21 protein-coding genes are annotated in these 22,319 nt (G+C 51.4%); 9 read left to right on the top strand and 12 right to left on the bottom strand.

Annotated features, from left to right (window positions below; genetic code table 11):
• The first annotated feature begins 56 nt into the window (after positions 1–56).
• Positions 57–4,523: a glutamate synthase large subunit gene (gene gltB / locus PMPD1_RS02410; RefSeq protein WP_173632543.1), complete on the top strand. Its 4,467-nt coding sequence runs from the start codon at positions 57–59 to the stop codon at positions 4,521–4,523.
• A 9-nt stretch (positions 4,524–4,532) separates the two neighbouring features.
• Complete coding sequence (locus PMPD1_RS02405; RefSeq protein WP_173632542.1) at positions 4,533–5,951, top strand: glutamate synthase small subunit; 1,419 nt, start codon at positions 4,533–4,535, stop codon at positions 5,949–5,951.
• Positions 5,952–6,092: 141 nt separating this feature from the next.
• Here PMPD1_RS02405 and PMPD1_RS02400 read toward each other — a convergent pair whose 3' ends face one another.
• From PMPD1_RS02400 to zapE, 6 genes are all read right to left on the bottom strand, one after another.
• A complete protein-coding gene (locus PMPD1_RS02400) occupies positions 6,093–6,278 on the bottom strand; it encodes a hypothetical protein (RefSeq protein ID WP_173632541.1) in 186 nt (61 codons plus the stop codon).
• A gap of 293 nt (positions 6,279–6,571) precedes the next feature.
• Positions 6,572–7,063, bottom strand: coding sequence for a ClpXP protease specificity-enhancing factor (sspB, locus tag PMPD1_RS02395; RefSeq protein ID WP_173632540.1), 492 nt, complete (start codon positions 7,061–7,063; stop codon positions 6,572–6,574).
• Between the two features lie 5 nt (positions 7,064–7,068).
• On the bottom strand, positions 7,069–7,710 hold the full coding sequence (gene sspA / locus PMPD1_RS02390; protein ID WP_173632539.1) for a stringent starvation protein SspA: 642 nt from the start codon (positions 7,708–7,710) through the stop codon (positions 7,069–7,071).
• A gap of 321 nt (positions 7,711–8,031) precedes the next feature.
• Positions 8,032–8,424 carry a 30S ribosomal protein S9 gene (gene rpsI, locus PMPD1_RS02385; protein WP_173632538.1) on the bottom strand — a complete coding sequence of 131 codons (393 nt, stop codon included), beginning with the start codon at positions 8,422–8,424 and terminating at the stop codon, positions 8,032–8,034.
• A 15-nt stretch (positions 8,425–8,439) separates the two neighbouring features.
• On the bottom strand, positions 8,440–8,868 hold the full coding sequence (gene rplM / locus PMPD1_RS02380) for a 50S ribosomal protein L13 (protein WP_006121722.1): 429 nt from the start codon (positions 8,866–8,868) through the stop codon (positions 8,440–8,442).
• A gap of 261 nt (positions 8,869–9,129) precedes the next feature.
• Positions 9,130–10,257, bottom strand: a complete 1,128-nt coding sequence (gene zapE / locus PMPD1_RS02375; RefSeq protein WP_173632537.1) for a cell division protein ZapE — start codon at positions 10,255–10,257, stop codon at positions 9,130–9,132.
• 177 nt (positions 10,258–10,434) lie between these two features.
• Here zapE and zapG point away from each other — a divergent pair, with 177 nt between their 5' ends.
• The 3 genes from zapG to degS all read left to right on the top strand — a co-directional run bounded on the left by zapG (position 10,435) and on the right by degS (position 13,496).
• Positions 10,435–10,836: a Z-ring associated protein ZapG gene (gene zapG / locus PMPD1_RS02370; RefSeq protein ID WP_173632536.1), complete on the top strand. Its 402-nt coding sequence runs from the start codon at positions 10,435–10,437 to the stop codon at positions 10,834–10,836.
• A 133-nt stretch (positions 10,837–10,969) separates the two neighbouring features.
• On the top strand, positions 10,970–12,340 hold the full coding sequence (gene degQ / locus PMPD1_RS02365) for a serine endoprotease DegQ (protein WP_173632535.1): 1,371 nt from the start codon (positions 10,970–10,972) through the stop codon (positions 12,338–12,340).
• A gap of 94 nt (positions 12,341–12,434) precedes the next feature.
• A complete protein-coding gene (gene degS / locus PMPD1_RS02360; protein WP_173632534.1) occupies positions 12,435–13,496 on the top strand; it encodes an outer membrane-stress sensor serine endopeptidase DegS in 1,062 nt (353 codons plus the stop codon).
• Between the two features lie 68 nt (positions 13,497–13,564).
• Here degS and mdh read toward each other — a convergent pair whose 3' ends face one another.
• On the bottom strand, positions 13,565–14,500 hold the full coding sequence (gene mdh, locus PMPD1_RS02355; RefSeq protein ID WP_173632533.1) for a malate dehydrogenase: 936 nt from the start codon (positions 14,498–14,500) through the stop codon (positions 13,565–13,567).
• Positions 14,501–14,948: 448 nt separating this feature from the next.
• Here mdh and argR point away from each other — a divergent pair, with 448 nt between their 5' ends.
• The 4 genes from argR to yhcN (PMPD1_RS02335) all read left to right on the top strand — a co-directional run bounded on the left by argR (position 14,949) and on the right by yhcN (PMPD1_RS02335) (position 16,867).
• The gene (gene argR, locus PMPD1_RS02350; protein ID WP_173632532.1) at positions 14,949–15,419 is read left to right on the top strand and encodes a transcriptional regulator ArgR; all 471 of its coding nucleotides are present in this window, start codon (positions 14,949–14,951) and stop codon (positions 15,417–15,419) included.
• Between the two features lie 453 nt (positions 15,420–15,872).
• The gene (yhcN, locus tag PMPD1_RS02345) at positions 15,873–16,136 is read left to right on the top strand and encodes a peroxide/acid stress response protein YhcN (protein WP_173632531.1); all 264 of its coding nucleotides are present in this window, start codon (positions 15,873–15,875) and stop codon (positions 16,134–16,136) included.
• Positions 16,137–16,236: 100 nt separating this feature from the next.
• Positions 16,237–16,506 carry a peroxide/acid stress response protein YhcN gene (gene yhcN / locus PMPD1_RS02340; RefSeq protein WP_173632530.1) on the top strand — a complete coding sequence of 90 codons (270 nt, stop codon included), beginning with the start codon at positions 16,237–16,239 and terminating at the stop codon, positions 16,504–16,506.
• A 97-nt stretch (positions 16,507–16,603) separates the two neighbouring features.
• Entirely contained in the window at positions 16,604–16,867 is a 264-nt protein-coding gene (gene yhcN / locus PMPD1_RS02335; RefSeq protein ID WP_173632529.1) for a peroxide/acid stress response protein YhcN, read from the top strand.
• 60 nt (positions 16,868–16,927) lie between these two features.
• Here yhcN (PMPD1_RS02335) and PMPD1_RS02330 read toward each other — a convergent pair whose 3' ends face one another.
• The 5 genes from PMPD1_RS02330 to tldD form a co-directional block, all read right to left on the bottom strand.
• On the bottom strand, positions 16,928–17,197 hold the full coding sequence (locus tag PMPD1_RS02330; RefSeq protein ID WP_173632528.1) for a barstar family protein: 270 nt from the start codon (positions 17,195–17,197) through the stop codon (positions 16,928–16,930).
• 207 nt (positions 17,198–17,404) lie between these two features.
• Complete coding sequence (aaeB, locus tag PMPD1_RS02325) at positions 17,405–19,366, bottom strand: p-hydroxybenzoic acid efflux pump subunit AaeB (RefSeq protein WP_173632527.1); 1,962 nt, start codon at positions 19,364–19,366, stop codon at positions 17,405–17,407.
• Between the two features lie 12 nt (positions 19,367–19,378).
• A complete protein-coding gene (aaeA, locus tag PMPD1_RS02320) occupies positions 19,379–20,311 on the bottom strand; it encodes a p-hydroxybenzoic acid efflux pump subunit AaeA (protein WP_173632526.1) in 933 nt (310 codons plus the stop codon).
• 8 nt (positions 20,312–20,319) lie between these two features.
• Entirely contained in the window at positions 20,320–20,523 is a 204-nt protein-coding gene (gene aaeX / locus PMPD1_RS02315; RefSeq protein WP_173632525.1) for a p-hydroxybenzoic acid efflux pump operon protein AaeX, read from the bottom strand.
• Positions 20,524–20,873: 350 nt separating this feature from the next.
• A complete protein-coding gene (tldD, locus tag PMPD1_RS02310; protein WP_173632524.1) occupies positions 20,874–22,319 on the bottom strand; it encodes a metalloprotease TldD in 1,446 nt (481 codons plus the stop codon).

Here is a 22,319-nt window from a genome sequence, read left to right as displayed (position 1 = left end):
TTTCTACGCCCGCCGCCGGCACCGGGAATCCGCAGAGCCTGGGGAGGTTCACTGATATGTTGTATGATAAATCCCTTGAAAAGGATAACTGTGGTTTCGGCCTGATCGCCCATATAGAAGGCGAACCTAGCCACAAGGTAGTGCGTACCGCTATCCACGCACTGGCCCGCATGCAGCACCGTGGCGCGATCCTTGCTGACGGCAAGACCGGCGACGGCTGTGGTCTGTTATTACAGAAACCCGATCGCTTTTTCCGCGTGGTAGCGGAAGAGAAAGGTTGGCGTTTAGCCAAAAACTATGCGGTCGGCATGATCTTTCTTAATAAAGACGAAGAAAGCGCGCGCGCAAGCCGTCAAATCGTCGAAGAAGAAGTGCTGCGTGAAACCCTGTCGATCGTTGGCTGGCGCGATGTGCCGACCAATCAGGACGTACTGGGTGAAATCGCCCTCTCCTCTCTGCCTCGCATTGAACAGTTGTTTATCAACGCGCCTGCCGGTTGGCGCCCGCGTGATATGGAACGCCGCTTGTATATGGCGCGTCGCCGTATTGAAAAACGTATTGAAGCGCTGAATGACAAAGATTTTTATATTTGTAGTTTCTCCAACCAGGTGAATATCTACAAAGGCCTGTGTATGCCGGCCGACCTGCCAAGGTTCTATCTTGACCTGGCGGATCTGCGCCTGGAGTCGGCGATTTGCCTGTTCCACCAGCGCTTCTCAACCAATACCGTACCACGCTGGCCGCTGGCGCAGCCTTTCCGTTATATGGCGCACAACGGTGAGATCAATACCATCGCCGGTAACCGTCAATGGGCGCGGGCGCGAGCCTATAAATTCCAGACACCGCTGATCCCCGATCTACAGGCTGCCGCTCCGTTCGTTAACGAGACCGGTTCTGATTCCAGCTCAATGGATAACATGCTCGAATTATTCCTGAGCGGCGGGATGGATTTGATCCGCGCGATGCGTTTGCTGGTGCCGCCGGCCTGGCAAAATAACCCGGATATGGATCCCGAGTTACGATCCTTCTTCGATTTTAACTCCATGCATATGGAGCCCTGGGACGGTCCGGCAGGCATCGTCATGTCCGATGGTCGCTACGCCGCCTGTAACCTGGATCGTAACGGTCTGCGCCCTGCGCGCTATGTCATCACCAAAGATAAGCTGATTACCTGCGCCTCCGAAGTAGGCATTTGGGATTATCAGCCCGATGAAGTGATGGAAAAAGGGCGTGTCGGGCCAGGTGAACTGATGGTTATCGATACCCGCGCGGGTCGTATTCTGCATTCGGCAGAAACCGATAACGACCTGAAAAGCCGCCATCCTTACAAAGAGTGGATGGAGAAAAACGTTAAGCGTCTGGTGCCGTTTGAAGACCTGCCGGATGATCAAGTCGGCAGCCGCGAACTGGACGATGTACAACTCGCCACTTTCCAGAAGCAATTTGCTTACAGCAGTGAAGAGTTGGATCAGATTATCCGCGTACTCGGCGAAAATGGTCAGGAAGCGGTCGGTTCAATGGGCGATGATACGCCTTTCGCGGTGCTCTCCAGCCGCCCACGCATTATTTATGACTATTTCCGTCAGCAGTTCGCGCAGGTTACCAACCCGCCGATCGATCCGCTGCGTGAAAATCATGTGATGTCGTTAGCGACCAGTATTGGTCGTGAAATGAATGTCTTCTGTGAAGCAGAAGGCCAAGCGCATCGCGTGAGCTTTAAATCACCGATTCTGCTGTACTCCGATTTCAAACAGCTCACTACCATGGAAGGCGAATATTATCGCGCGGATACGCTCGATTGTACTTTCGACCCGGCACAAAAGACGCTGGAAAACGCCATTCACACTCTAAGTGATGAAGCGGAAAAAATGGTCAGAAACGGCAGTGTTTTGCTGGTGCTGTCCGATCGTGCCATCAGCGAAACACGTCTACCGGTTCCGGCGCCAATGATTGTTGGCGCGGTACAGTCACGTTTGGTGGATAAAAACCTGCGTTGCGATGCCAACATCATTGTTGAAACCGCCAGCGCACGCGATCCGCACCATTTCGCAGTGTTACTCGGCTTCGGCGCCACGGCGGTCTATCCGTATCTCGCCTATGAATCACTGGCGAAAATGGCCGACAGCGGCGTGATCGAAAAAGATTACCGTACGCTAATGCTGAACTACCGGAATGGCATTAATAAAGGGCTGTATAAGATTATGTCCAAAATGGGCATTTCGACTATCGCCTCTTATCGCTGTTCGAAACTGTTTGAAGCGGTGGGCCTGCATGCCGATATTTCCGGGCTCTGTTTCCAGGGCGTCGTCAGCCGGATTAGCGGAGCAAATTTTGCCGATTTCCAGCAAGACTTGGTGAATCTGGCAAAACGTGCCTGGTTGCAGCGTCGTCCGCTGGATCAGGGCGGCCTGTTGAAATACGTACACGGCGGCGAATATCACGCGTACAACCCAGACGTGGTGGCCACCCTGCAAAAAGCGGTTCAAAGCGGGGAGTACAGCGATTATCAGCAGTATGCCAAATTGGTTAACCAACGCCCGGTGGCGACGTTGCGTGATTTACTGGCGCTGCAAGGAACCGGGGCGTCGATCAGTATTGATGACGTTGAGCCCGCTAGCGAGCTGTACAAGCGTTTCGATACCGCGGCGATGTCTATCGGTGCGTTAAGCCCGGAAGCACACGAATCGCTGGCCGAAGCGATGAACAGCCTTGGCGGCTACTCCAACTCTGGCGAAGGCGGCGAAGATCCGGCGCGCTATGGCACCAATAAAGTGTCGCGCATTAAGCAAGTCGCTTCCGGTCGTTTTGGCGTGACACCGGCCTATCTGGTGAACGCCGATGTGATTCAGATTAAAGTGGCACAAGGCGCAAAACCGGGTGAAGGCGGTCAGTTACCGGGCGACAAGGTCACACCGTATATCGCTAAACTACGTTACTCCGTACCCGGCGTGACGCTGATTTCGCCTCCGCCACATCACGATATTTATTCGATTGAAGATCTGGCGCAGCTAATTTTTGACTTAAAACAGGTCAATCCGAAAGCGATGATTTCGGTGAAATTGGTTTCTGAACCCGGCGTTGGCACTATCGCCACCGGCGTGGCGAAAGCGTATGCCGATCTGATCACTATCGCGGGCTATGATGGCGGTACCGGCGCCAGTCCGCTCAGTTCGGTGAAATATGCGGGCTGTCCGTGGGAATTGGGCTTGGTTGAAACCCAACAAGCACTGGTCGCCAACGGCTTGCGTCATAAGATTCGCCTGCAAGTAGATGGCGGTCTGAAAACCGGCCGGGATATTGTCAAAGCGGCCATTCTCGGTGCGGAAAGCTTTGGTTTCGGTACCGGGCCGATGGTGGCGTTGGGCTGTAAATATTTGCGGATTTGCCATCTCAACAACTGTGCAACCGGTGTGGCTACGCAGGATGAAAAGCTGCGCAAAAACCATTATCACGGTTTACCGTATCGCGTAACCAACTACTTTGAGTTTATCGCTCACGAAACCCGTGAACTGATGGCCGAACTGGGCGTGAAACGGCTGGTTGATTTAATTGGGCGCACCGACCTGTTAAGTGAACTGGAAGGCTTTACCGCCAGACAGCAAAATCTTGATCTGTCCGCGTTGCTGAAAACCGCCGACCCTATGCCGGGGAAAGCGGTGCACTGCACCGAAGGCAACCCGCCGTTTGATGATGGCGCGTTGAATAAAGCGCTGCATAGCCAGGCGATGCCGTTTGTCGAAGCTAAACAGAGCAAAACGTTTTACTTTGATATTCGTAATACTGACCGTTCGGTGGGTGCGACATTGTCTGGTGCGATTGCGGCAGTGCATGGCGATCAAGGTTTAGCCGCCGATCCAATCCGCGCGCACTTCAGCGGCACGGCAGGCCAGAGCTTCGGCGTCTGGAATGCGGGTGGCGTTGAGCTGACGCTCACCGGCGATGCCAACGACTATGTCGGAAAAGGTATGGCGGGCGGTATGCTGGCGATTCGTCCTCCGGTCGGCTCGGCTTTCCGCAGCCATGAAGCCACCATCGCCGGCAACACCTGCCTGTATGGCGCAACCGGAGGGAAGCTGTTCGCTGCCGGTCGAGCGGGCGAACGTTTCGCGGTACGTAACTCCGGCGCTATTACGGTAGTAGAAGGTATCGGCGATAACGGCTGTGAATATATGACTGGCGGTATCGTCTGTATCCTGGGTCGTACTGGCGTTAACTTTGGTGCCGGAATGACTGGCGGCTTCGCCTATGTGCTGGATGAAGACGGCGAGTTCCGTAAGCGCGTTAATCCGGAGCTGGTTGAGGTTCTCAGCGTTGATGACCTGGCGATCCACGAGGAGCATCTGCGAGGTTTAATTACCGAGCATGTGCAGCAGACCGGCTCCAGCCGCGGCGAGGAAATTCTGGCGAACTGGCCAGACTGGTCGGCGAAATTCGCTCTGGTTAAACCGAAGTCCAGTGATGTAAAAGCATTGTTGGGTCACCGTAGTCGTTCCGCAGCCGAGCTGCGGGTGCAGGCGCAGTAAGAGGTTTTTATGAGTCAAAACGTATACCAATTTATCGACCTGCAACGTGTTGATCCGCCGAAGAAGCCGCTAAAAATTCGGACTATTGAGTTTGTAGAAATTTACGAACCGTTTTCCGATGGACAGGTAAAAGCGCAGGCGGACCGTTGCCTTGATTGCGGTAACCCTTATTGTGAATGGAAATGCCCGGTGCATAACTACATTCCTAATTGGCTGAAATTAGCTAATGAAGGGCGCATCATCGAGGCTGCCGAGCTTTCTCATCAAACCAATAGCTTGCCGGAAGTGTGTGGGCGTGTTTGTCCGCAGGATCGTCTGTGTGAAGGCTCCTGTACGCTGAACGATGAGTTTGGCGCCGTTACTATCGGTAATATCGAACGCTATATTAACGACAAGGCGATGGAGATGGGCTGGCGCCCTGACCTCTCCCATGTGAAAGCCACCGGCAAGCGGGTGGCGGTTATCGGCGCCGGGCCTGCTGGCCTCGCCTGCGCCGATGTGCTTACGCGTAACGGCGTTAAGGCGGTGGTCTTCGATCGCCATCCGGAAATCGGTGGCCTACTAACCTTTGGCATCCCGGCGTTCAAGCTGGAAAAAGAGGTGATGATCCGCCGTCGCGAAATGTTCACTGAGATGGGGATTGAATTTAATCTCAACATCGAAGTTGGCCGCGACGTACAGATGAGCGACCTGGTCAATGATTACGACGCGGTTTTCCTCGGTGTTGGCACCTATCAGTCAATGCGCGGCGGCCTGGAAAATGAGGATGCGCCGGGCGTGTTTGATGCATTGCCGTTCCTGATCGCCAATACCAAGCACACTATGGGCTTCGAGCAAAGCGAACAGCAACCCTACGTTAGCATGAGCGGTAAACGTGTGGTGGTACTGGGCGGCGGCGATACCGCTATGGACTGCGTGCGTACTTCTGTACGTCAGGGGGCGACACACGTTATTTGTGCTTACCGTCGAGATGAAGAGAATATGCCTGGTTCGCGCCGCGAAGTGAAAAACGCACGTGAAGAGGGTGTGGAATTTCAGTTTAATGTGCAACCGCTGGGCGTTGAGATCAACGGCAATGGGCGCGTATGCGGGGTGAAAATGGCGCGTACCGAGATGGGTCAGCCAGACGCTAACGGACGTCGCCGTGCCGAGATCATTCCCGGTTCGGAACATATTCTGCCCGCCGATGCCGTGGTGATGGCGTTTGGTTTCCGCCCACATCACATGAGCTGGCTGGAAAAATTCAGCGTTGAGCTGGATTCTCAGGGCCGCATTATCGCGCCGGAAGGCAGTGAAAAGGCATTCCAGACCAGTAACCCGAAAATCTTTGCCGGTGGCGATGCGGTTCGTGGTTCCGATCTGGTGGTTACCGCCATCGCAGAAGGCCGTAAAGCGGCTGAAGGGATTATGGATTACCTGGAAGTGTAAAAGGTAGCAGGCATTACGCCACGTTAATTTTAATGCTCAGCAATAAACCCCGTTTAAAAACGGGGTTTATTTCTTCAGAAAAGAATTAACGAAATATTTAATTAATCCTACCTGATATATTACTACCTGCTAAAAACAGGATTAAAATGGCAGCAGATTACGGAAAAGAGGAATATATTCTTCCATAGGTGCCCACTCTAATTTAACTTCACCTTCTCTGATCGGTAAGGTCATTTTCGGTAGGGAAGCAACGTGCTTCATAGCCAAACCATTATCTTTACCCGCACCCGAAACCATTTTTACATCGTTTAATGTTAGAACGTTCATAACCACTCCTGAATAATTAATTACCATGCTTCAATTCGCAATTGCATCTATATGAAGAAGATGATACTTCAACAAATTTCCGCTCTTATACTTGTCTATACTATGCAATTAATCGCGTGGGTAATATCGTATATCTTTCCAATAACTATCGATTTAATGTGATTAAATTATCCAGAAATAGTGAAAATATCTAACGTCTAATACCTAACCGACACGCCAATCGAGGCAAAATACCGGTCTCCTGCCCAGTCTAAGGCGAAAAAAAACGGGCGCTATCTATCGCCCGTTTTTCCTTATTTCACCACCCGCAGAGCAGGCCGTCCGCCACGCGGCGGCGGATCGTCATCAGGATTATCATCCTCGTGATTTTCCGCATCATCTGGCCGATCGCCATCAATAACCGACATCACCGTTTCGTCCTGCTGCTGATTGATACCGTTCTCCGCCCCTTCTTCATAGGCCGGTTCTGGCTCAAACATGGTACCCGCGCCGTTTTCACGCGCGTAGATCGCCATCACCGCAGCAAGCGGAACGGTAACCTGACGCGGAACGCCGCCAAAGCGCGCGTTAAAACGCACTTCGTCATTCCCCAGTTCCAGGTTCCCTACCGCACGCGGCGCAATATTCAGCACAATTTGGCCGTCTCGTGCATACTCCAGGGGCACCAGCACGCCCGGTAGATTTATATCCACCACCAAATGCGGCGTGAGCTGGTTATCCAACAACCAGTCATAAAACGCCCGGAGTAAATACGGACGGCGTGGCGTAAGTTGTGACATTTCCATAACGATTAGCCCCTGGATTGCAGGCGCATTTCACGTTCTGCTTCGGTCAAAGAAGCGAGGAAAGAGTCGCGCTCAAATACGCGGTTCATGTAACCTTTCAGTTCCTTGGAACCATTGCCCACCAGTTCGATGCCCATCTGCGGTAAACGCCACAGTAACGGCGCCAGGTAGCAATCCACCAAGCTAAACTCTTCACTCATGAAGAATGGCGTGCGTGCAAAAAGCGGGGCGATAGCCAACAATTCTTCACGCAGTTGCTTACGCGCCGCTTCCGCTTGTTGTGCGGACCCGGTTTCAACCACACGCATCAGGCTATACCAATCCTGCTCGATACGGTACATCATCAGGCGGCTTTCACCACGGGCGACAGGATAAACCGGCATTAATGGCGGATGCGGGAAACGCTCATCCAAGTATTCCATAATAATGCGAGATTCATACAGCGTCAGCTCGCGATCGACCAACGTTGGCACGGTACGATAGGGATTGAGGTCAATCAAATCCTGGGGCAGATTATCCGTTTCAACCTGCTCGATCTCTACGCTGACACCTTTCTCAGCCAGCACGATACGTACCTGATGGCTAAAAATGTCAATCGGGCCAGAAAACAGCGTCATCACCGAACGTTTGTTGGCAGCGACAGCCATGAAAACCTCCAAGTTTATCCAGAAAAATACTGCGAAAGCGCGCCGCAAAGCGACTAACCTGCTTGACATAACCGCACGTAGCCAGATATTGCGCCAATCCAGTATCCAGACGGGATTATTATGCACAACCGCCCGGCTAACAGGCGCAAAGTGACAGACAGTTTACCAGATTTTAGGCAGCTTGTGGGGAGTGGTATAAAGATTTGACGGCAAAATGCGGAGGAGCATCGCGTTTATGATGTTTTTCCGACAAAGCGACATAAAAAAGCCCGATGTAAACACCGGGCTTTTCTGTAACCGACGCTGCCGAAGCAGAGTTGATTAACGTTTGGAGAACTGAGGACGACGACGTGCTTTACGCAGACCGACTTTCTTACGTTCAACCTGACGAGCATCACGGGTAACGAAACCTGCTTTACGCAGTTCGCCACGCAGTGACTCGTCATACTCCATCAGAGCACGGGTGATACCATGACGGATCGCACCTGCCTGACCAGAGATACCACCACCTTTAACAGTGATGTACAGATCCAGTTTCTCAACCATGTCCACCAGTTCCAGCGGTTGACGAACTACCATGCGGGCAGTTTCACGACCGAAATACTGTTCCAGAGAACGTTGGTTGATAACGATTTTACCGTTGCCCGGTTTGATAAAAACGCGAGCTGCGGAGCTTTTGCGGCGACCAGTGCCGTAGTTTTGAGTCTCAGCCATTGCCTGTAATCCCGATTAAATGTCAAGAACTTGCGGTTGCTGTGCCGCATGGTTGTGCTCGTTGCCCGCGTAAACTTTCAGTTTACGGTACATAGCACGACCCAGCGGGCCCTTTGGCAGCATGCCTTTAACCGCGATTTCAATCACACGCTCAGGACGGCGAGCAATCATCTCTTCGAAGGTCGCTTGCTTGATACCACCGATGTGGCCGGTGTGATGGTAATAAATTTTATCGCTACGCTTGTTACCGGTTACGGCAACTTTTTCTGCGTTCAGAACGATAATGTAATCACCAGTATCAACGTGCGGAGTATATTCCGCTTTGTGCTTACCGCGCAGACGACGAGCCAGTTCAGTCGCCAGGCGACCTAAAGTTTTGCCTGTCGCGTCAACAACATACCAGTCACGCTGGACGGTTTCTGGTTTAGCTGTAAAAGTTTTCATCTAAAAGCTTACCCAAATTAAGTTACACGTTGGTGAAATCCCAAACGCTTGAATAAACGGTTGAGGCTCACACGACCATCTCGACCAGCAAGCCCACCCCCTCGGACAGTTTTGCCGGTGCAGCAAAGTTTTTGGGAAAAAAACCTTGTCGTAACGTGGGGTCGCAAGATTATAGAGAAGTCATCTCCAAAGGTCGAACATTTTTGCGATAAAAATCGAACGCCAGAAAAGCCATGCGCGGCGCGGTCAATAACGGGCGATTTACGGTAAATGCGGCAGACGCAGATACTCTTCGCTTTGCATCTCTTGCAGGCGTGAGAAACAGCGCTGATATTCAAATTTCAGCCGTTCGCCGTGATAAATCTCCAGTAAAGGCGCCTCTGCGGCGGCGACCAACTTAACATGGCGCTCATAGAACTCATCGACCAACGCCAAGAACCGGCGCGCCTGATCTTCCATACGCGGACTCATCACCGGAACATTAAACAGCAGTACGCTATGAAAACGGCGAGAAAGCTCAATATAGTCATGCTGGCTGCGCCCTTCCCCGCACAGCGCGGTAAAGTCCATCGCTAACACCCCTTCTGCGGTACCAAGCGTCGGTAATGAGCGGTGATTGATTTCCAGCACTGGCGCATCCTTACGTCGGCTACCCGCCAGCGCCATAAACATCCGATCCATTTCCTGCGTGGTTTGATCGTTGAGTGGATGCATCCATAAGTGCGCGGACGTCAGGGTACGGAGACGATAGTCGATACCGGCATCAACGTTCATTACCTCGCAGTAGCGTTTAATTTGCTCAATTGCCGGTAAGAAACGTGCACGCTGTAGGCCATTACGATACAACTGGTCAGGTGGAATATTAGAGGTCGCCACCAGTGTAATGCCACGGGCAAACAGCGCTTCCATCAAAGTGCCTAACAACATCGCGTCGGTAATATCTGAAACAAAAAATTCGTCAAAGCAGAGGATATCGGTCTGCGCTTTAAAACCATCGGCAATCGCTTCCAACGGATCGGTTTGCCCCTGCAATTCGGTCAGTTCTTGATGCACCCGCAGCATAAAACGATGAAAATGCAGACGTAATTTCCGCTCGCCAGGAATAGACTGAAAAAACAGATCCATCAGCCAGGTTTTCCCACGCCCAACGCCGCCCCACATATACAACCCACGTACCGGTTCATGAGCAGGGTTTTCTGCTTTACCCATCAGTTTATTTAGCCGCCCGAACCAGCCTTTTTTTGGCGTACCCGTTGCGCTCGTTGCCCCAATCAACGCTTGTTGGATGCCGTCTAAGCGAGTAATAGCTTGCTGCTGAATGTCATCGGCCTGAAAACCATCGTTACGTAACGCTTGCTGGTAGAGCACTAAAGGAGAGGTCGTTTGCATGGTTAAATCACATTCCCTGAAAAAATAGTCTGTCACGCGGTAATTTGTCGAAAAAAAGGCCGTTCTACACTAAGCGATGCAGCCACAGGATTCCACTTCCATAAGATTAGCGGTTATAGTGGCTATTATTGAAGTGGAAACGCCCTACGGAACAACGAACACAATACGGGAGTCATTATGACCTGGGAATACGGGCTGATTGGTTTAGTGATTGGCATTATTATCGGCGCGGTTGCGGTACGGTTTGGCAACAAAAAGCTGCGTGAGCAGCGTAGCATGCAGTATGAGCTGGAAAAAACTAAAGCGGAGTTGGCAGATTACCGCGAAGAACTGACCAACCATTTTGCCCACAGCGCGGAATTGCTGGATAACATGGCGCGTGATTACCGTCAGCTTTATCAGCATATGGCGAAGGGTTCTAACGATCTGCTGCCGAATCTGCCGGGTGAGAAAAACCCGTTTGCTTATCAACTAACCGAAGCGGAAGCAGATAACGATCAGGCGCCGGTACAAATGCCGCGAGATTACTCTGACGGCGCATCAGGTTTATTGCGTAACGAGCGTCCGACGCGCGATTAATTGTTCGGGGGCGCCATGCCGCCCCCTTCTTATTATTGATGCCTGCCGTCGAACCCTTGGGCCGTTAATCTGTCACAAGCGTTAGGTAACCGTCGATTTATCCCCCATTTTCTGTAGCGAGAGCGTCGTAGCGATGAAGAAAAAATCATTATTGTTAAGCGCGTTAGCATTGAGTATTGGCATGAGTTTAGCCACCGCGCCGCAGGCTGTGGCTTCGCTTCCCGCTCAAATCCAGGGTCAACCGCTGCCAAGTTTGGCACCAATGCTGGAAAAGGTGTTACCGGCAGTGGTGAGCGTGCATGTTGAAGGCACTTCAACTGACGATCAAAGTCAGGATATTCCCGAGCCGCTAAAACGTTTCTTTGGTCAGGCGCCGGGCGATAGTCAACCTCAGCCTTTTGAAGGCCTCGGGTCCGGCGTGATTATTGATGCCGCGAAGGGGTACGTGTTAACCAATAACCATGTGGTAAACGGCGCGGATAAGATCAGTGTGCAACTCGGTGACGGACGCGAATATGACGCAAAACTGATTGGTCATGATGAGCAAACCGATATTGCGTTGATTCAGCTCCAGGGAGCGAAGAACCTCACTCAGATAAAAGTGGCTGATTCCGATAAACTCAAAGTCGGTGATTTCGCGATTGCGATCGGTAACCCGTTCGGGCTGGGGCAAACCGCGACCTCGGGTATCATCTCCGCACTGGGGCGCAGCGGGCTTAATTTAGAAGGGCTGGAAAACTTTATTCAGACCGATGCGGCAATTAACCGCGGCAACTCCGGCGGTGCGCTGGTTAACCTGAATGGTGAACTGATTGGCATTAACACCGCCATTCTCGCTTCCAGCGGCGGTAATATTGGCATCGGTTTCGCCATCCCAGGCAATATGGCAGTCAACCTGGCCCAGCAGTTGATTAAGTATGGCGAAGTGAAACGCGGGCAGTTAGGCATTAAAGGTACCGAGATGACCGCCGACATCGCGAAGGCCTTTAATGTTGACGCACAACGCGGCGCCTTTGTTTCTGAAGTGATGCCGAAATCCGCCGCCGCCAATGCGGGTATAAAAGCGGGCGACATTATTACCTCCATTGAGGGCAAACCGATCAGTAGCTTCGGTGAGCTACGGGTGAAAATCGGTACCACTCCGCCGGGTCAAGAGGTCAAGCTCGGCCTGCTGCGCGCAGGGAAGCCGCTGACCGTGACCGTTAAGCTTGATGCCAGCTCACAGACCACGGCCAGTGCCGCCCTGATGTCTCCTGCCTTGCAGGGCGCGACGCTGACTGATGGGCAGTTGAAAGATGGCAATAAAGGGATAAAAGTGGATGCGGTGGCTAAAGGCACGCCGGCGGAGCAGGTCGGCTTGCAAAAAGATGACGTGATCATTGCCGTAAACCGTACGCGGGTTCAAAACCTCAGCGACATGCGTAAAGTATTGGCGGCTAAACCGCCGGTGCTGGCGTTAAACGTAGTACGCGGAAACGAAAGTATCTATTTACTGCTGCGTTAGGTCGTTATCTATAACGGCGCGGACACAACCTCGTGTGTGTCCGCGCAACTCATGTTATCCTGCCTTCCGTTCTTTCCCGGCATAACTTATCACCATGTTTCTTAAACTCTTGCGTTCAGTGGTCTTTGGCCTGATCGTTGCGGGTATCCTCCTCGCGACCTTGCCAGCGCTGAGGACAGGCAGCAAATTATTATCTGCGCCAGAAAACAGCGCGGACGAGACCCCTTTCAGCTTTAATCAGGGCGTACGCCGAGCCGTTCCTGCCGTGGTTAACGTTTATAATCGCAGCGCCAGCGGCGGCGGCAACAGTCGCGGCATTACCACTCTCGGCTCGGGGGTGATTATGAATGAAAAAGGGTACATTCTAACTAATCGTCATGTGATTAATGGCGCCGATCAAATTATTGTCGCGTTGCAAGATGGGCGTTTCTTAGAAGCCATGTTGGTCGGGTCAGATAGCCTGACAGATTTGGCAGTGCTGAAAATTACCGCCTCGAATTTACCCGTGATACCGATTAATCCGAAGCGTACTGCACACGTAGGCGATATCGTGATGGCAGTCGGGAACCCTTATAACCTCGGGCAAACCGTCACGCAGGGGATTATTAGCGCCACCGGGCGCGTGGGCTTAAGCCCTTCAGGACGACAGAATTTTCTACAAACCGACGCCTCTATCAACCGCGGGAATTCAGGCGGCGCGTTAATCAACTCGCTGGGTGAGCTGATGGGCATCAATACCCTTTCGTTCGATAAAAGTAATGATGGCGAAACGCCTGAAGGCATTGGGTTTGCTATTCCTACTCCGCTCGCCACAAAAATTATGGATAAGTTGATTCGCGATGGCCGGGTTATTCGCGGTTATATCGGTATCACCGGACGTGAAGTGCCGCCGCTACATGGTCAGGGTGGCAACCTTGATCGTATTCAGGGCATTACCGTCAGTGATGTGGCGGCCGGCGGTCCAGCGGCCAGGGCCGGGATACAAACCAACGATGTCATTATTAGCGTTAACGGTAAACCGGCGATATCCGCCCAGGAAACGATGGATCAGGTGGCTGAAATCCGTCCGGGCTCGGTGATTAATGTTCAGGTTATCCGCAACGGACAAAAACTCACCTTGCCGGTGACGATAATGGAATATCCGATCCAGAATTAATCAGGCGATTAATAACAAAGAAGGGAGCCATAAGGCTCCCTTGATATTGTTCAACAGTAGTGACGGGCTTATTTAACGAAATCTTCACCCAGCTGAATATCTTTTTTCAGCGTGTCCAGCATTCCTTCCAGCGATTTCTGCTCAAATGCGCTCAAAGTACCGATAGGTTTACGCTCAACAATGCCATTTTTGCCCAGCAGCAATGGCTGCGAGAAGAAACGCGCATATTCGCCATCGCCTTCAACGTAGGCACACTCCACGACATTGCTTTCGCCCTGTAATGCACGTACCAGCGATAAACCAAAGCGTGCCGCCGCCTGGCCCATAGAGAGCGTAGCTGAACCGCCACCGGCTTTTGCTTCAACCACTTCAGTACCCGCGTTCTGAATACGTTTAGTCAGATCTGCCGCTTCTTGTTCGCTGAAGCTCACGCCTGGAATCTGCGACAGCAACGGCAGAATCGTCACGCCTGAGTGACCGCCAACCACTGGCACATTCAGCTCAGTCGGCTGTTTACCTTTCAACTCAGCAACAAACGTATTGGATCGAATAATATCCAACGTGGTTACGCCAAACAGTTTGTTTTTGTCGTAAACACCGGCTTTTTTCAGCACATCGGCCGCAATCGCTACCGTGGTGTTAACCGGGTTGGTGATGATACCAATCAGCGCTTTCGGCGCGGTTTTCGCCACTTGCTCAATCAGGTTACGCACAATGCCGGCGTTAACATTGAATAAATCAGAACGGTCCATGCCTGGTTTGCGCGCCACGCCGGCGGAAATCAGAACCACATCCGCGCCTTGCAATGCAGGTGTGGCATCTTCGCCACTGAATCCCTCAATTTTAACGGATGTTGGGATGTGGCTTAAATCTACCGCAACGCCTGGCGTAACCGGGGCAATATCATACAGAGAGAGTTCTGAACCCGCGGGCAACTGGGTTTTCAGCAGAAGTGCAAGCGCCTGACCAATACCACCGGCTGCACCGAGAACTGCAACTTTCATCCTAAACTCCTTATTATTGTGAGCAGAAAAGTGCCGGGAACCCATCTGGTTACGACCATAATCGACCTGGAAGGCAATAGCGAGGACGGTATCATCGTTTTGCGGGCGTATTATCTATGACGCTCCGTAAACGGGTGAGATTGACCGCATTACGTACAGGTTTGGAGCCGATCGTAGCAGCATGCAGGCACATTATTCGGCGGTTACATTACACCCTACACATGCACCAGAACAACATCAATTTTATAACAATTTCTTCACTTCCCCGCCCATCATTATGCGCGGTGGAGAAATTCTCAACGCGAAGAAAGTCTGTTAGAATGCGCCTCCCGCAGCAGTGCTAAATGGAATTACTGCCTGCAAAGTTGCATAATCATTCACTTAAATGCATAATAATCTATAACCCGCCGGGCGGGGCCTCCTTATTTTACTTTGATATCGGTAGACTATGCGTAACCCATCGAAACAAGAAAACCTGGTTAAGGCTTTCAAAGCGTTGCTTAAAGAAGAGAAATTCAGCTCTCAGGGCGAGATTGTTGCCGCACTGCAAGATGAAGGGTTCGACAATATTAACCAGTCTAAAGTCTCGCGTATGCTGACCAAGTTTGGCGCGGTGCGTACCCGGAACGCCAAAATGGAAATGGTGTATTGTTTGCCGGCCGAATTAGGGGTGCCCACCACCACCAGCCCACTGAAAAACCTGGTATTGGATATTGACTACAATGATGCGTTGGTCGTGATCCACACCAGCCCTGGCGCGGCGCAGTTAATCGCTCGTCTGCTTGACTCACTCGGTAAAGCGGAAGGTATTCTCGGCACCATCGCCGGGGATGACACCATTTTTATGACGCCCGCGCGTGAATTTACCGTCCGCCAGCTCTACGACGCCATTCTGGTGTTATTCGAACAAGAGCTATAAGACACCGCAATGAAACCGGCAGTTAACCTGTCGGTTACTTTTTCACCCTTTTTACGCTGGCAAGTGGCCTCTCTAAAATGCGGCCGCTCTCAGGTAATATCCGAGCCGCTAATCCGTAAACTACGTTGCATTTAGCAGTTAATGCTCCCTTTTCGTTAAAAACCCACCGTTCTTCCCAGCGAGTTTTTTTCTCATAGCGTGATCAACCACAAAATTGAGCACGAATAGCTCAAGTGCGACATGTTGCTGTTTTTACATGGAATTAACATAAAGTGGGCAAAATATACGCTTTTTTTATAACGATAGGTTATTAAAAAGTGGTTCCCTACCAAAGTATCCCCTCAAAAAATTATTAGCAGAGTATTAATTTCTCACGTTATTAGATCTATACTTATTTTCGTGATGCAAATCACACTAAACAAAAAGATAAAAACAGAAGACGAGGAAATAAACATGAACGTTAAAACTACTATTGCCACCCTGAGCATTCTTTCCGTCCTGTCATTTGGCGCATTTGCAGCAGAATCGATTAATGCGGAACAAGCTCAAGATATGCAGTCAGTCGGGACCGTTAGCATAAGCGGCATTGATGGCGCGCCGATGGATATCCACCAAGCGCTGGGCGAAAAAGCCGATCAGCAAGGTGCGAAGGCATACCGCATTATCGAAGCACGCAACAATGGTAACTACCACGTTACGGCTGAACTGTACAAATAAGCGAATTATTACCACGGCATAGATGAAAACCGGCAACCCCAAGTATAAAAAACGCGATTAAGCCCTTTCGGTTGCCTCACATTATTTAGGAGATATCACCATGAAAATGACATTTGCAATTGCTGCTTTAGGCCTGGCTTCCGTACTTTCTTTTGGCGCGAACGCCGCCAATCTGGTTACCGAACAACAGGTCTCCAACGATAACCTGCAATCTGTCGGTACCATTTCCGTTAGCGGTATTGATGGCTCACCGATGAGCATTCGTCAGAGCCTGTCACAGAAAGCGGATGAACAAGGCGCCAGCGCTTACCGCGTAATTGAAGCGCGTAACAATGGCAATTATCACGCGACCGCTGAAATTTACAAATAATATCCACGGCGCGGGTTATGCGCCCGCCCGTGCGACATCGACGACCCGGTCATTATGTTGTAGCCCGCAGGTTGTTGATTATAAGAGGAGATGAAAAATGAAAATCAAAACAACCCTTGCAACCTTAAGCCTGCTTTCCCTGGTAACATTCGGCGCTTCCGCTGCACAGTTACTCACTAACCAACAGGCCGAAAATCTGCAATCTGTGGGAACTATTACCGTAAGCGGCGTCGGTGGTTCACCGATGGATTATCGCCAACAGCTTTCACAGAAAGCGGATCAACAAGGTGCCAGTGCGTATCGCATTATTGAAGCCCGCACCGGTGATAGCTGGCACGCCACTGCTGAGCTATATAAGTAATTCCTCGTCAACTGACGAACCCTTTGGCCCCGTTCGCCGGGGCCCTTTTTGCCACTGCCTTTATCGAACGTTGAAGTGGAATTGCCCCTCCAGTTCCTCTTCAGCTTCGTCAAACAGTAAAATCAGCGCGCCGTAACGGCGTTTCTGTCCCGACCCCAAATTAATAAACTCGATCTCCACCGGTAGCGGTAATAATGACTCGGTTACCACATCCCATAGACTATCCAAATCAAACACCGCCCTTTCCGTCAACGTGAACCGCTCATTAAATTGACGATAAAAATGCGCCTGATCGACTATCTCATCAAAATCGAAACTCTCTTTTTTCATGCTGGCCGCTCCGCAAAGCTAAGCCGGGCACCACTGCCCGAATGATTACAACCCGTACCGATGTGGGCTTTCACTTCCAGTGAACGCCATTAGCGCAGAGGCTAACGCTTTCACATCTGAGTATAGTTGGCAAAACGGAGGCTTTTTATGAACCAAGCGGCTTCGTGGGATAAAACCATGCAAATGGCCGGAAGACCGGCCGAAGATTTAGATTTGAATTAGCGTATTCTGATAACGCGTCAACACATCAACCAAACGATGCACAGGCTCAGCAACAGCCATTGGCGCATTGTAGTGCAGGAGCTTTTGCTGATAAGTCTCGAACTCACTCAATAACCGCTGATAGTAATAGCGACGCCTATCATCGCTACGTGAAGCAATAACCCGGTCGGCAGTATGACGCAATTGTTTATGCCATGCCGACAAGTCTTCATTTACTGGGATTTCCGCACTGCGTAAACGCTGATGTGCAATGATCAGCGTTAGCGCTAATCGGTACTTATTGAGATCGCCGGGGAATAAATTCAGCAACAGGAACAGTTGCTGGTAGAGCGCCGGAAGATGGTTTTCTTTACGCCGCGCCGAGTTAGTGGTGAGCGCCGAAACGGCTGCATACATAAAGCGGTTAAGCAGTTTACGTCCGGTGCGCCCCTTAGATTTATCGCGGATCAGTAAGATCACTAGCAGCGCGACAAAGCAACCGATCACCTGACCCAGCGCGCTATCCAGAAAAGCGTTGACCTCAAACCGCATGGGGTTATCCAGCACCAGGATGTTCAGCGTGCCGACAAAAGCGCCCAGCGTCCCGATTTGACGGCGTTGAATAAAAATACCGGCTACAAAAGCCATCAACCCCATGGCGATCGAGAGCAGGAGCATGCTCTGCTGAGTGGCAGGCATCACAAACATAAACCAGATCGCGCCGAGCGGGATAGCCACCGTCATGCCATACAAAAAATCTTTCGCCATCATTAACGGATTTGGCACCCGCATCGCCAGCGCGGTAATCACCGCCAGCATCACCATACAGCCGCTGCCAGATGTCCAGCCCGTATAGAGCCAGAACAGAGAGCCCAGCGCGGTAGCAACAAAGGTACGAATACCGTTGATCATCGCGTGATGGGTCTCTGCTGAACGCGCCTTTACCACCACCTCACCGCTCAACACATCGGCCTCAATACGACTAATACGACTGTTGGTATGAATCCCTTTTAACAACAATAAATAATGCGTTGCCGCTCCCACCCAACTGACTAACGTCACCGGCGTACTTTTACTGCCCGCCGCGCTCATTACGCGCCGTAACGTTTTCAAATGTTTGTGTAGTTCCGCCAGGCTATTAATCTCTTTTTCAAACAACAGGCGATATTGCGGCGGAATGTAATGTGGTCGGTTATTCTGGATCAGAAAGGTTTCGCATGCCTGGGTAATTAAGGTAAGCGAAAGCGTGTTGAGGGCTTTTAGGCGCCGGTTGGCCTTCTGCCAACGCGATGACTCCATCATCAGGTGGCTGCGCATTCCGTTTAGCGCGGTGGTACGCCGCACTAAATTTCCCCACGCTTTATCCACCTCTTCTTTGTCATCGTGCGCGACACAACGCTGCAAAAGTTTGTATTGATCGAGCAAGAGCGTCTCGATCTCGCGATCAATCTCTTTTTTAATTGTGCGTGGCGAAAAGAGTAAATCGGCCAAGATGGCGCACACTATCCCAATCACAATTTCACTACAGCGCTCCACCGCAAATTGCGGCGCCAGCAAGGGCGAGCCGTTGCCAGCATTCACGCTAACCACAATAATCAGCGCGGTATAACCAGCCAAGCCGAGAGCGTAAGAGTTTTCCACTTTAATTAACGAAGAGAGCCACACACACACGCCAGCCCATAGGCAGCACAACAACAGCATCACGGCAGGCGCGCGGATGGTGGCGATCATGATCGCCACCGCAGCAAAACAGCCAATAAAGGTACCGATAATACGCAGCATACCGCGATGACGCAGCGCGCCAGACCACGGATCGCCCCCGGCGACAAACGCCGTACCTCCAGCCACAATGGCCGCTGTCATTACCGCCCAACGTGGCGTTTCCAGATTAAAATGGAAACCGACAAACAGTGCCAGAACAATAGCAAAAGTCAGTTTTATCGGAAAACGAAGCCGATCAAATTGCATCCATGCCTCCGCTTAACCAAACTCACGCAAGCGGTGTAAGAATTTACTCAGTGGAGATTGCTGCCGTTCTTTACGATCTTTCTCACCGGTAACCACCACGGTTGCCGTGGTTCCCGACGGATAAAGATTGCCGGGTTGCTCATCAAGGCGAATTTTTACTGGAACGCGCTGCGCCAGCCTTACCCATTCAAGGTTGGAATCAATCGTCGCCATCCCTTTCGCATCCACAGTACTACTGCTATTCGTCACACCTGCCGCAATCGAATCCACCGTGCCACGCAGAACGCGGTTACTGCCCAAGGGAGTAATTTCCGCCCGGAAACCAGGACGAATGCCTTCCAGCTTGGTTTCTTCCATATAGGCCAGCACATAAAATGAATGCTGTTTTACCAGCGCCACCGCAGTGGATCCACGGGTAATAAACTCCCCGGTATAGACATTGAGATTGGTCACCCAACCATCTGCAGGAGCACGGATGACGGTACGTTCTAAATCCAGCTTCGCCAAATCGCGTGTGGCCTGCGCTTTCGCCAACTGATGTTCAGTGGTTTGCAGATCATTGTTTGATTGATCAACCGCTTCGCGCGAAATAGCCTGAATACCCAGTTTATTACGGCGCGCGGCCTCACGGCGTTTCTCATCGGCGACGGTTTGGTAGTACTCGACGTCGGCTTCCGCTTCATCTAACGCTTTTTGGAAACGGGGTTTATCAATGATAAAAAGCACATCACCTTTTTTCACCAATTGGTTGTCATGCACCGGCACATCGGTGATTAACCCCGTTACATCCGGCGCAATCGCGACGACATCAGCGTTAAACTTTGCGTCACGCGTCCACGGCGATTCGGTATAAAACGCCCAGGCGCGAAAAATAATGATGGCCGCGATGATGACCAGCGCACAGGTGATGGCATAACGCGAAATTTTTCTTATTAGAGCTTTCACTTAAAACCTCAGACAAACAGACGGGATACCAGGTAAAACAAACAGCAATAAAGTGCCGTGTTAAACAGCGCCGGATGCCAGACAAAATCATACAGGCCGCTAGGCGTCAGTAAGCGCCGCACCAGCCAGAACAACAATAGCGACACTAAAATTTCAAAAAAGATGGGCGGAAACGAGAGCCCAAATATGACAATAACCGGGAGTACACTCATCTTGCATCCTTAATCAAACGGTACCGGGTGAGTCCGTTCTGCCAAAAGCAAAGCCCCGCGCTGCAATGCAGGTGGTATTCACGTTACTGATTGATGATAGTCAGACGACAGATAAACTGTCAGACAAAATCAGAACCGTTACTTAATGAAGAATAGCTGGCATTAAGTAATCCAGATCGGGGATGAGCAACCAGACGGTGACCCGGCCTCTTATAGTAACGTGCCTGACTATAAGTTTACTACTCATTGTGCGGTAAATTTTTTTTGTGTTGTTAAAAGTCTACGCATTAGCGACTTATATAAAAAATAAAGCCGGGTCAGACCCGGCTTCACTACAGTAAAGAAGCAGTTTAAGCGGTACCGCCAACCGTCAATTTATCCAGTTTCAATGTCGGCTGCCCGACGCCAACCGGCACGCTCTGCCCCTCTTTACCACACACTCCGACGCCCTTATCCAACGCCAGATCATTACCCACCATCGAAATCTGCTGCATCGCTTCAATCCCGGAGCCAATCAGCGTCGCGCCTTTCACCGGTTTAGTCACTTTACCGCGCTCAATCAGATACGCCTCGGAGGTAGAAAATACAAATTTTCCGGAGGTGATATCCACCTGGCCGCCGCCGAAATTAGGCGCATACAGACCGTATTCAACGCTTTCGATAATTTCTTGCGGGGTCGATTGCCCTGCCAACATATAGGTGTTGGTCATCCGCGGCATCGGCAAGTGGGCATAAGATTCACGCCGCCCGTTACCGGTTGGTTTAACGCCCATCAGTCGCGCATTCAGTTTGTCCTGCATGTAGCCCTTCAGCACGCCATTTTCAATCAATACATTGTATTGACCCGGCACGCCTTCATCATCAATCGCCAGCGAGCCACGCAAACCATCAATCGTTCCGTCATCCACCACGGTACAAAGTTCAGAAGCCACCAGCTTACCCATTTGACCACTGAATACCGACGTACCGCGACGGTTAAAGTCGCCTTCAAGGCCGTGCCCGACCGCCTCATGCAGCAATACGCCCGGCCAACCCGCGCCTAACACCACCGGAATGGTTCCGGCGGGCGCCGCGACCGCGGATAAATTAACCAATGCCATGCGCACCGCTTCACGCGCCCAGCGCTCCGCACGAATTTCACCCATTTCATCGGCCAAAAAGAACGCATAACCGCTACGACCGCCGCCGCCACTGGCGCCTCGTTCACGCTTACCGTCTTCTTCGACCTGTACGCTGATCGAGAGACGAACCAATGGACGGACATCCGTCGCCAGCGTGCCGTCCGTTGCGGCAACCAATACCATTTCGTAGACGCCGCTTAAACTCGCCGTGACTTCCTGCACGCGCTTATCCGCCGCACGCGCTGCGCTATCTACTCGATGTAACAGCGCAATTTTCTCTTCACGCGTTAAGCTTTGCAGAGGATCCAGCGCCGGATAAAGCGCCGGATGATTAACCGCCGCCAACGTATGCGCCTTACCGTTCCCCTGCTCGCGCACGATGCTACGCGCGGCTTGCGCGCTCTGGGTTAAGGCATTAAGGGTAATTTGATCGGCATAGGCAAAACCGGTTTTTTCACCGCTCACCGCACGGACGCCAACACCCTGATCAATATTGTAAGAACCGTCTTTAATAATGCGGTCTTCCAGCACCCAAGATTCATGGTAGCTGGACTGGAAGTAGAGATCGGCGTAATCCACTCGACGTTCTGAAAGCTGCCCAAGAAGGGTAAAAAGATCTTGCTGATTAATATTGTTCGCAGTTAGTAACTGCTCACTTACCAGATTCAGACTCAT

The organism is Paramixta manurensis (assembly GCF_013285385.1).
Lineage (GTDB): Bacteria > Pseudomonadota > Gammaproteobacteria > Enterobacterales > Enterobacteriaceae > Paramixta > Paramixta manurensis.
The sequence above is the reverse complement of the archived record's forward strand: the minus strand, read 5'-3'. Positions and strand labels throughout refer to the sequence as shown.

Coding starts and splice junctions, on each gene's coding strand:
- gltB (WP_173632543.1), top strand. CDS start 57: ATGTTGTATGATAAATCCCTTGAAAAGGATAACTGTGGTTTCGGCCTG.
- PMPD1_RS02405 (WP_173632542.1), top strand. CDS start 4,533: ATGAGTCAAAACGTATACCAATTTATCGACCTGCAACGTGTTGATCCG.
- PMPD1_RS02400 (WP_173632541.1), bottom strand. CDS start 6,278: ATGAACGTTCTAACATTAAACGATGTAAAAATGGTTTCGGGTGCGGGT.
- sspB (WP_173632540.1), bottom strand. CDS start 7,063: ATGGAAATGTCACAACTTACGCCACGCCGTCCGTATTTACTCCGGGCG.
- sspA (WP_173632539.1), bottom strand. CDS start 7,710: ATGGCTGTCGCTGCCAACAAACGTTCGGTGATGACGCTGTTTTCTGGC.
- rpsI (WP_173632538.1), bottom strand. CDS start 8,424: ATGGCTGAGACTCAAAACTACGGCACTGGTCGCCGCAAAAGCTCCGCA.
- rplM (WP_006121722.1), bottom strand. CDS start 8,868: ATGAAAACTTTTACAGCTAAACCAGAAACCGTCCAGCGTGACTGGTAT.
- zapE (WP_173632537.1), bottom strand. CDS start 10,257: ATGCAAACGACCTCTCCTTTAGTGCTCTACCAGCAAGCGTTACGTAAC.
- zapG (WP_173632536.1), top strand. CDS start 10,435: ATGACCTGGGAATACGGGCTGATTGGTTTAGTGATTGGCATTATTATC.
- degQ (WP_173632535.1), top strand. CDS start 10,970: ATGAAGAAAAAATCATTATTGTTAAGCGCGTTAGCATTGAGTATTGGC.
- degS (WP_173632534.1), top strand. CDS start 12,435: ATGTTTCTTAAACTCTTGCGTTCAGTGGTCTTTGGCCTGATCGTTGCG.
- mdh (WP_173632533.1), bottom strand. CDS start 14,500: ATGAAAGTTGCAGTTCTCGGTGCAGCCGGTGGTATTGGTCAGGCGCTT.
- argR (WP_173632532.1), top strand. CDS start 14,949: ATGCGTAACCCATCGAAACAAGAAAACCTGGTTAAGGCTTTCAAAGCG.
- yhcN (WP_173632531.1), top strand. CDS start 15,873: ATGAACGTTAAAACTACTATTGCCACCCTGAGCATTCTTTCCGTCCTG.
- yhcN (WP_173632530.1), top strand. CDS start 16,237: ATGAAAATGACATTTGCAATTGCTGCTTTAGGCCTGGCTTCCGTACTT.
- yhcN (WP_173632529.1), top strand. CDS start 16,604: ATGAAAATCAAAACAACCCTTGCAACCTTAAGCCTGCTTTCCCTGGTA.
- PMPD1_RS02330 (WP_173632528.1), bottom strand. CDS start 17,197: ATGAAAAAAGAGAGTTTCGATTTTGATGAGATAGTCGATCAGGCGCAT.
- aaeB (WP_173632527.1), bottom strand. CDS start 19,366: ATGCAATTTGATCGGCTTCGTTTTCCGATAAAACTGACTTTTGCTATT.
- aaeX (WP_173632525.1), bottom strand. CDS start 20,523: ATGAGTGTACTCCCGGTTATTGTCATATTTGGGCTCTCGTTTCCGCCC.
- tldD (WP_173632524.1), bottom strand. CDS start 22,319: ATGAGTCTGAATCTGGTAAGTGAGCAGTTACTAACTGCGAACAATATT.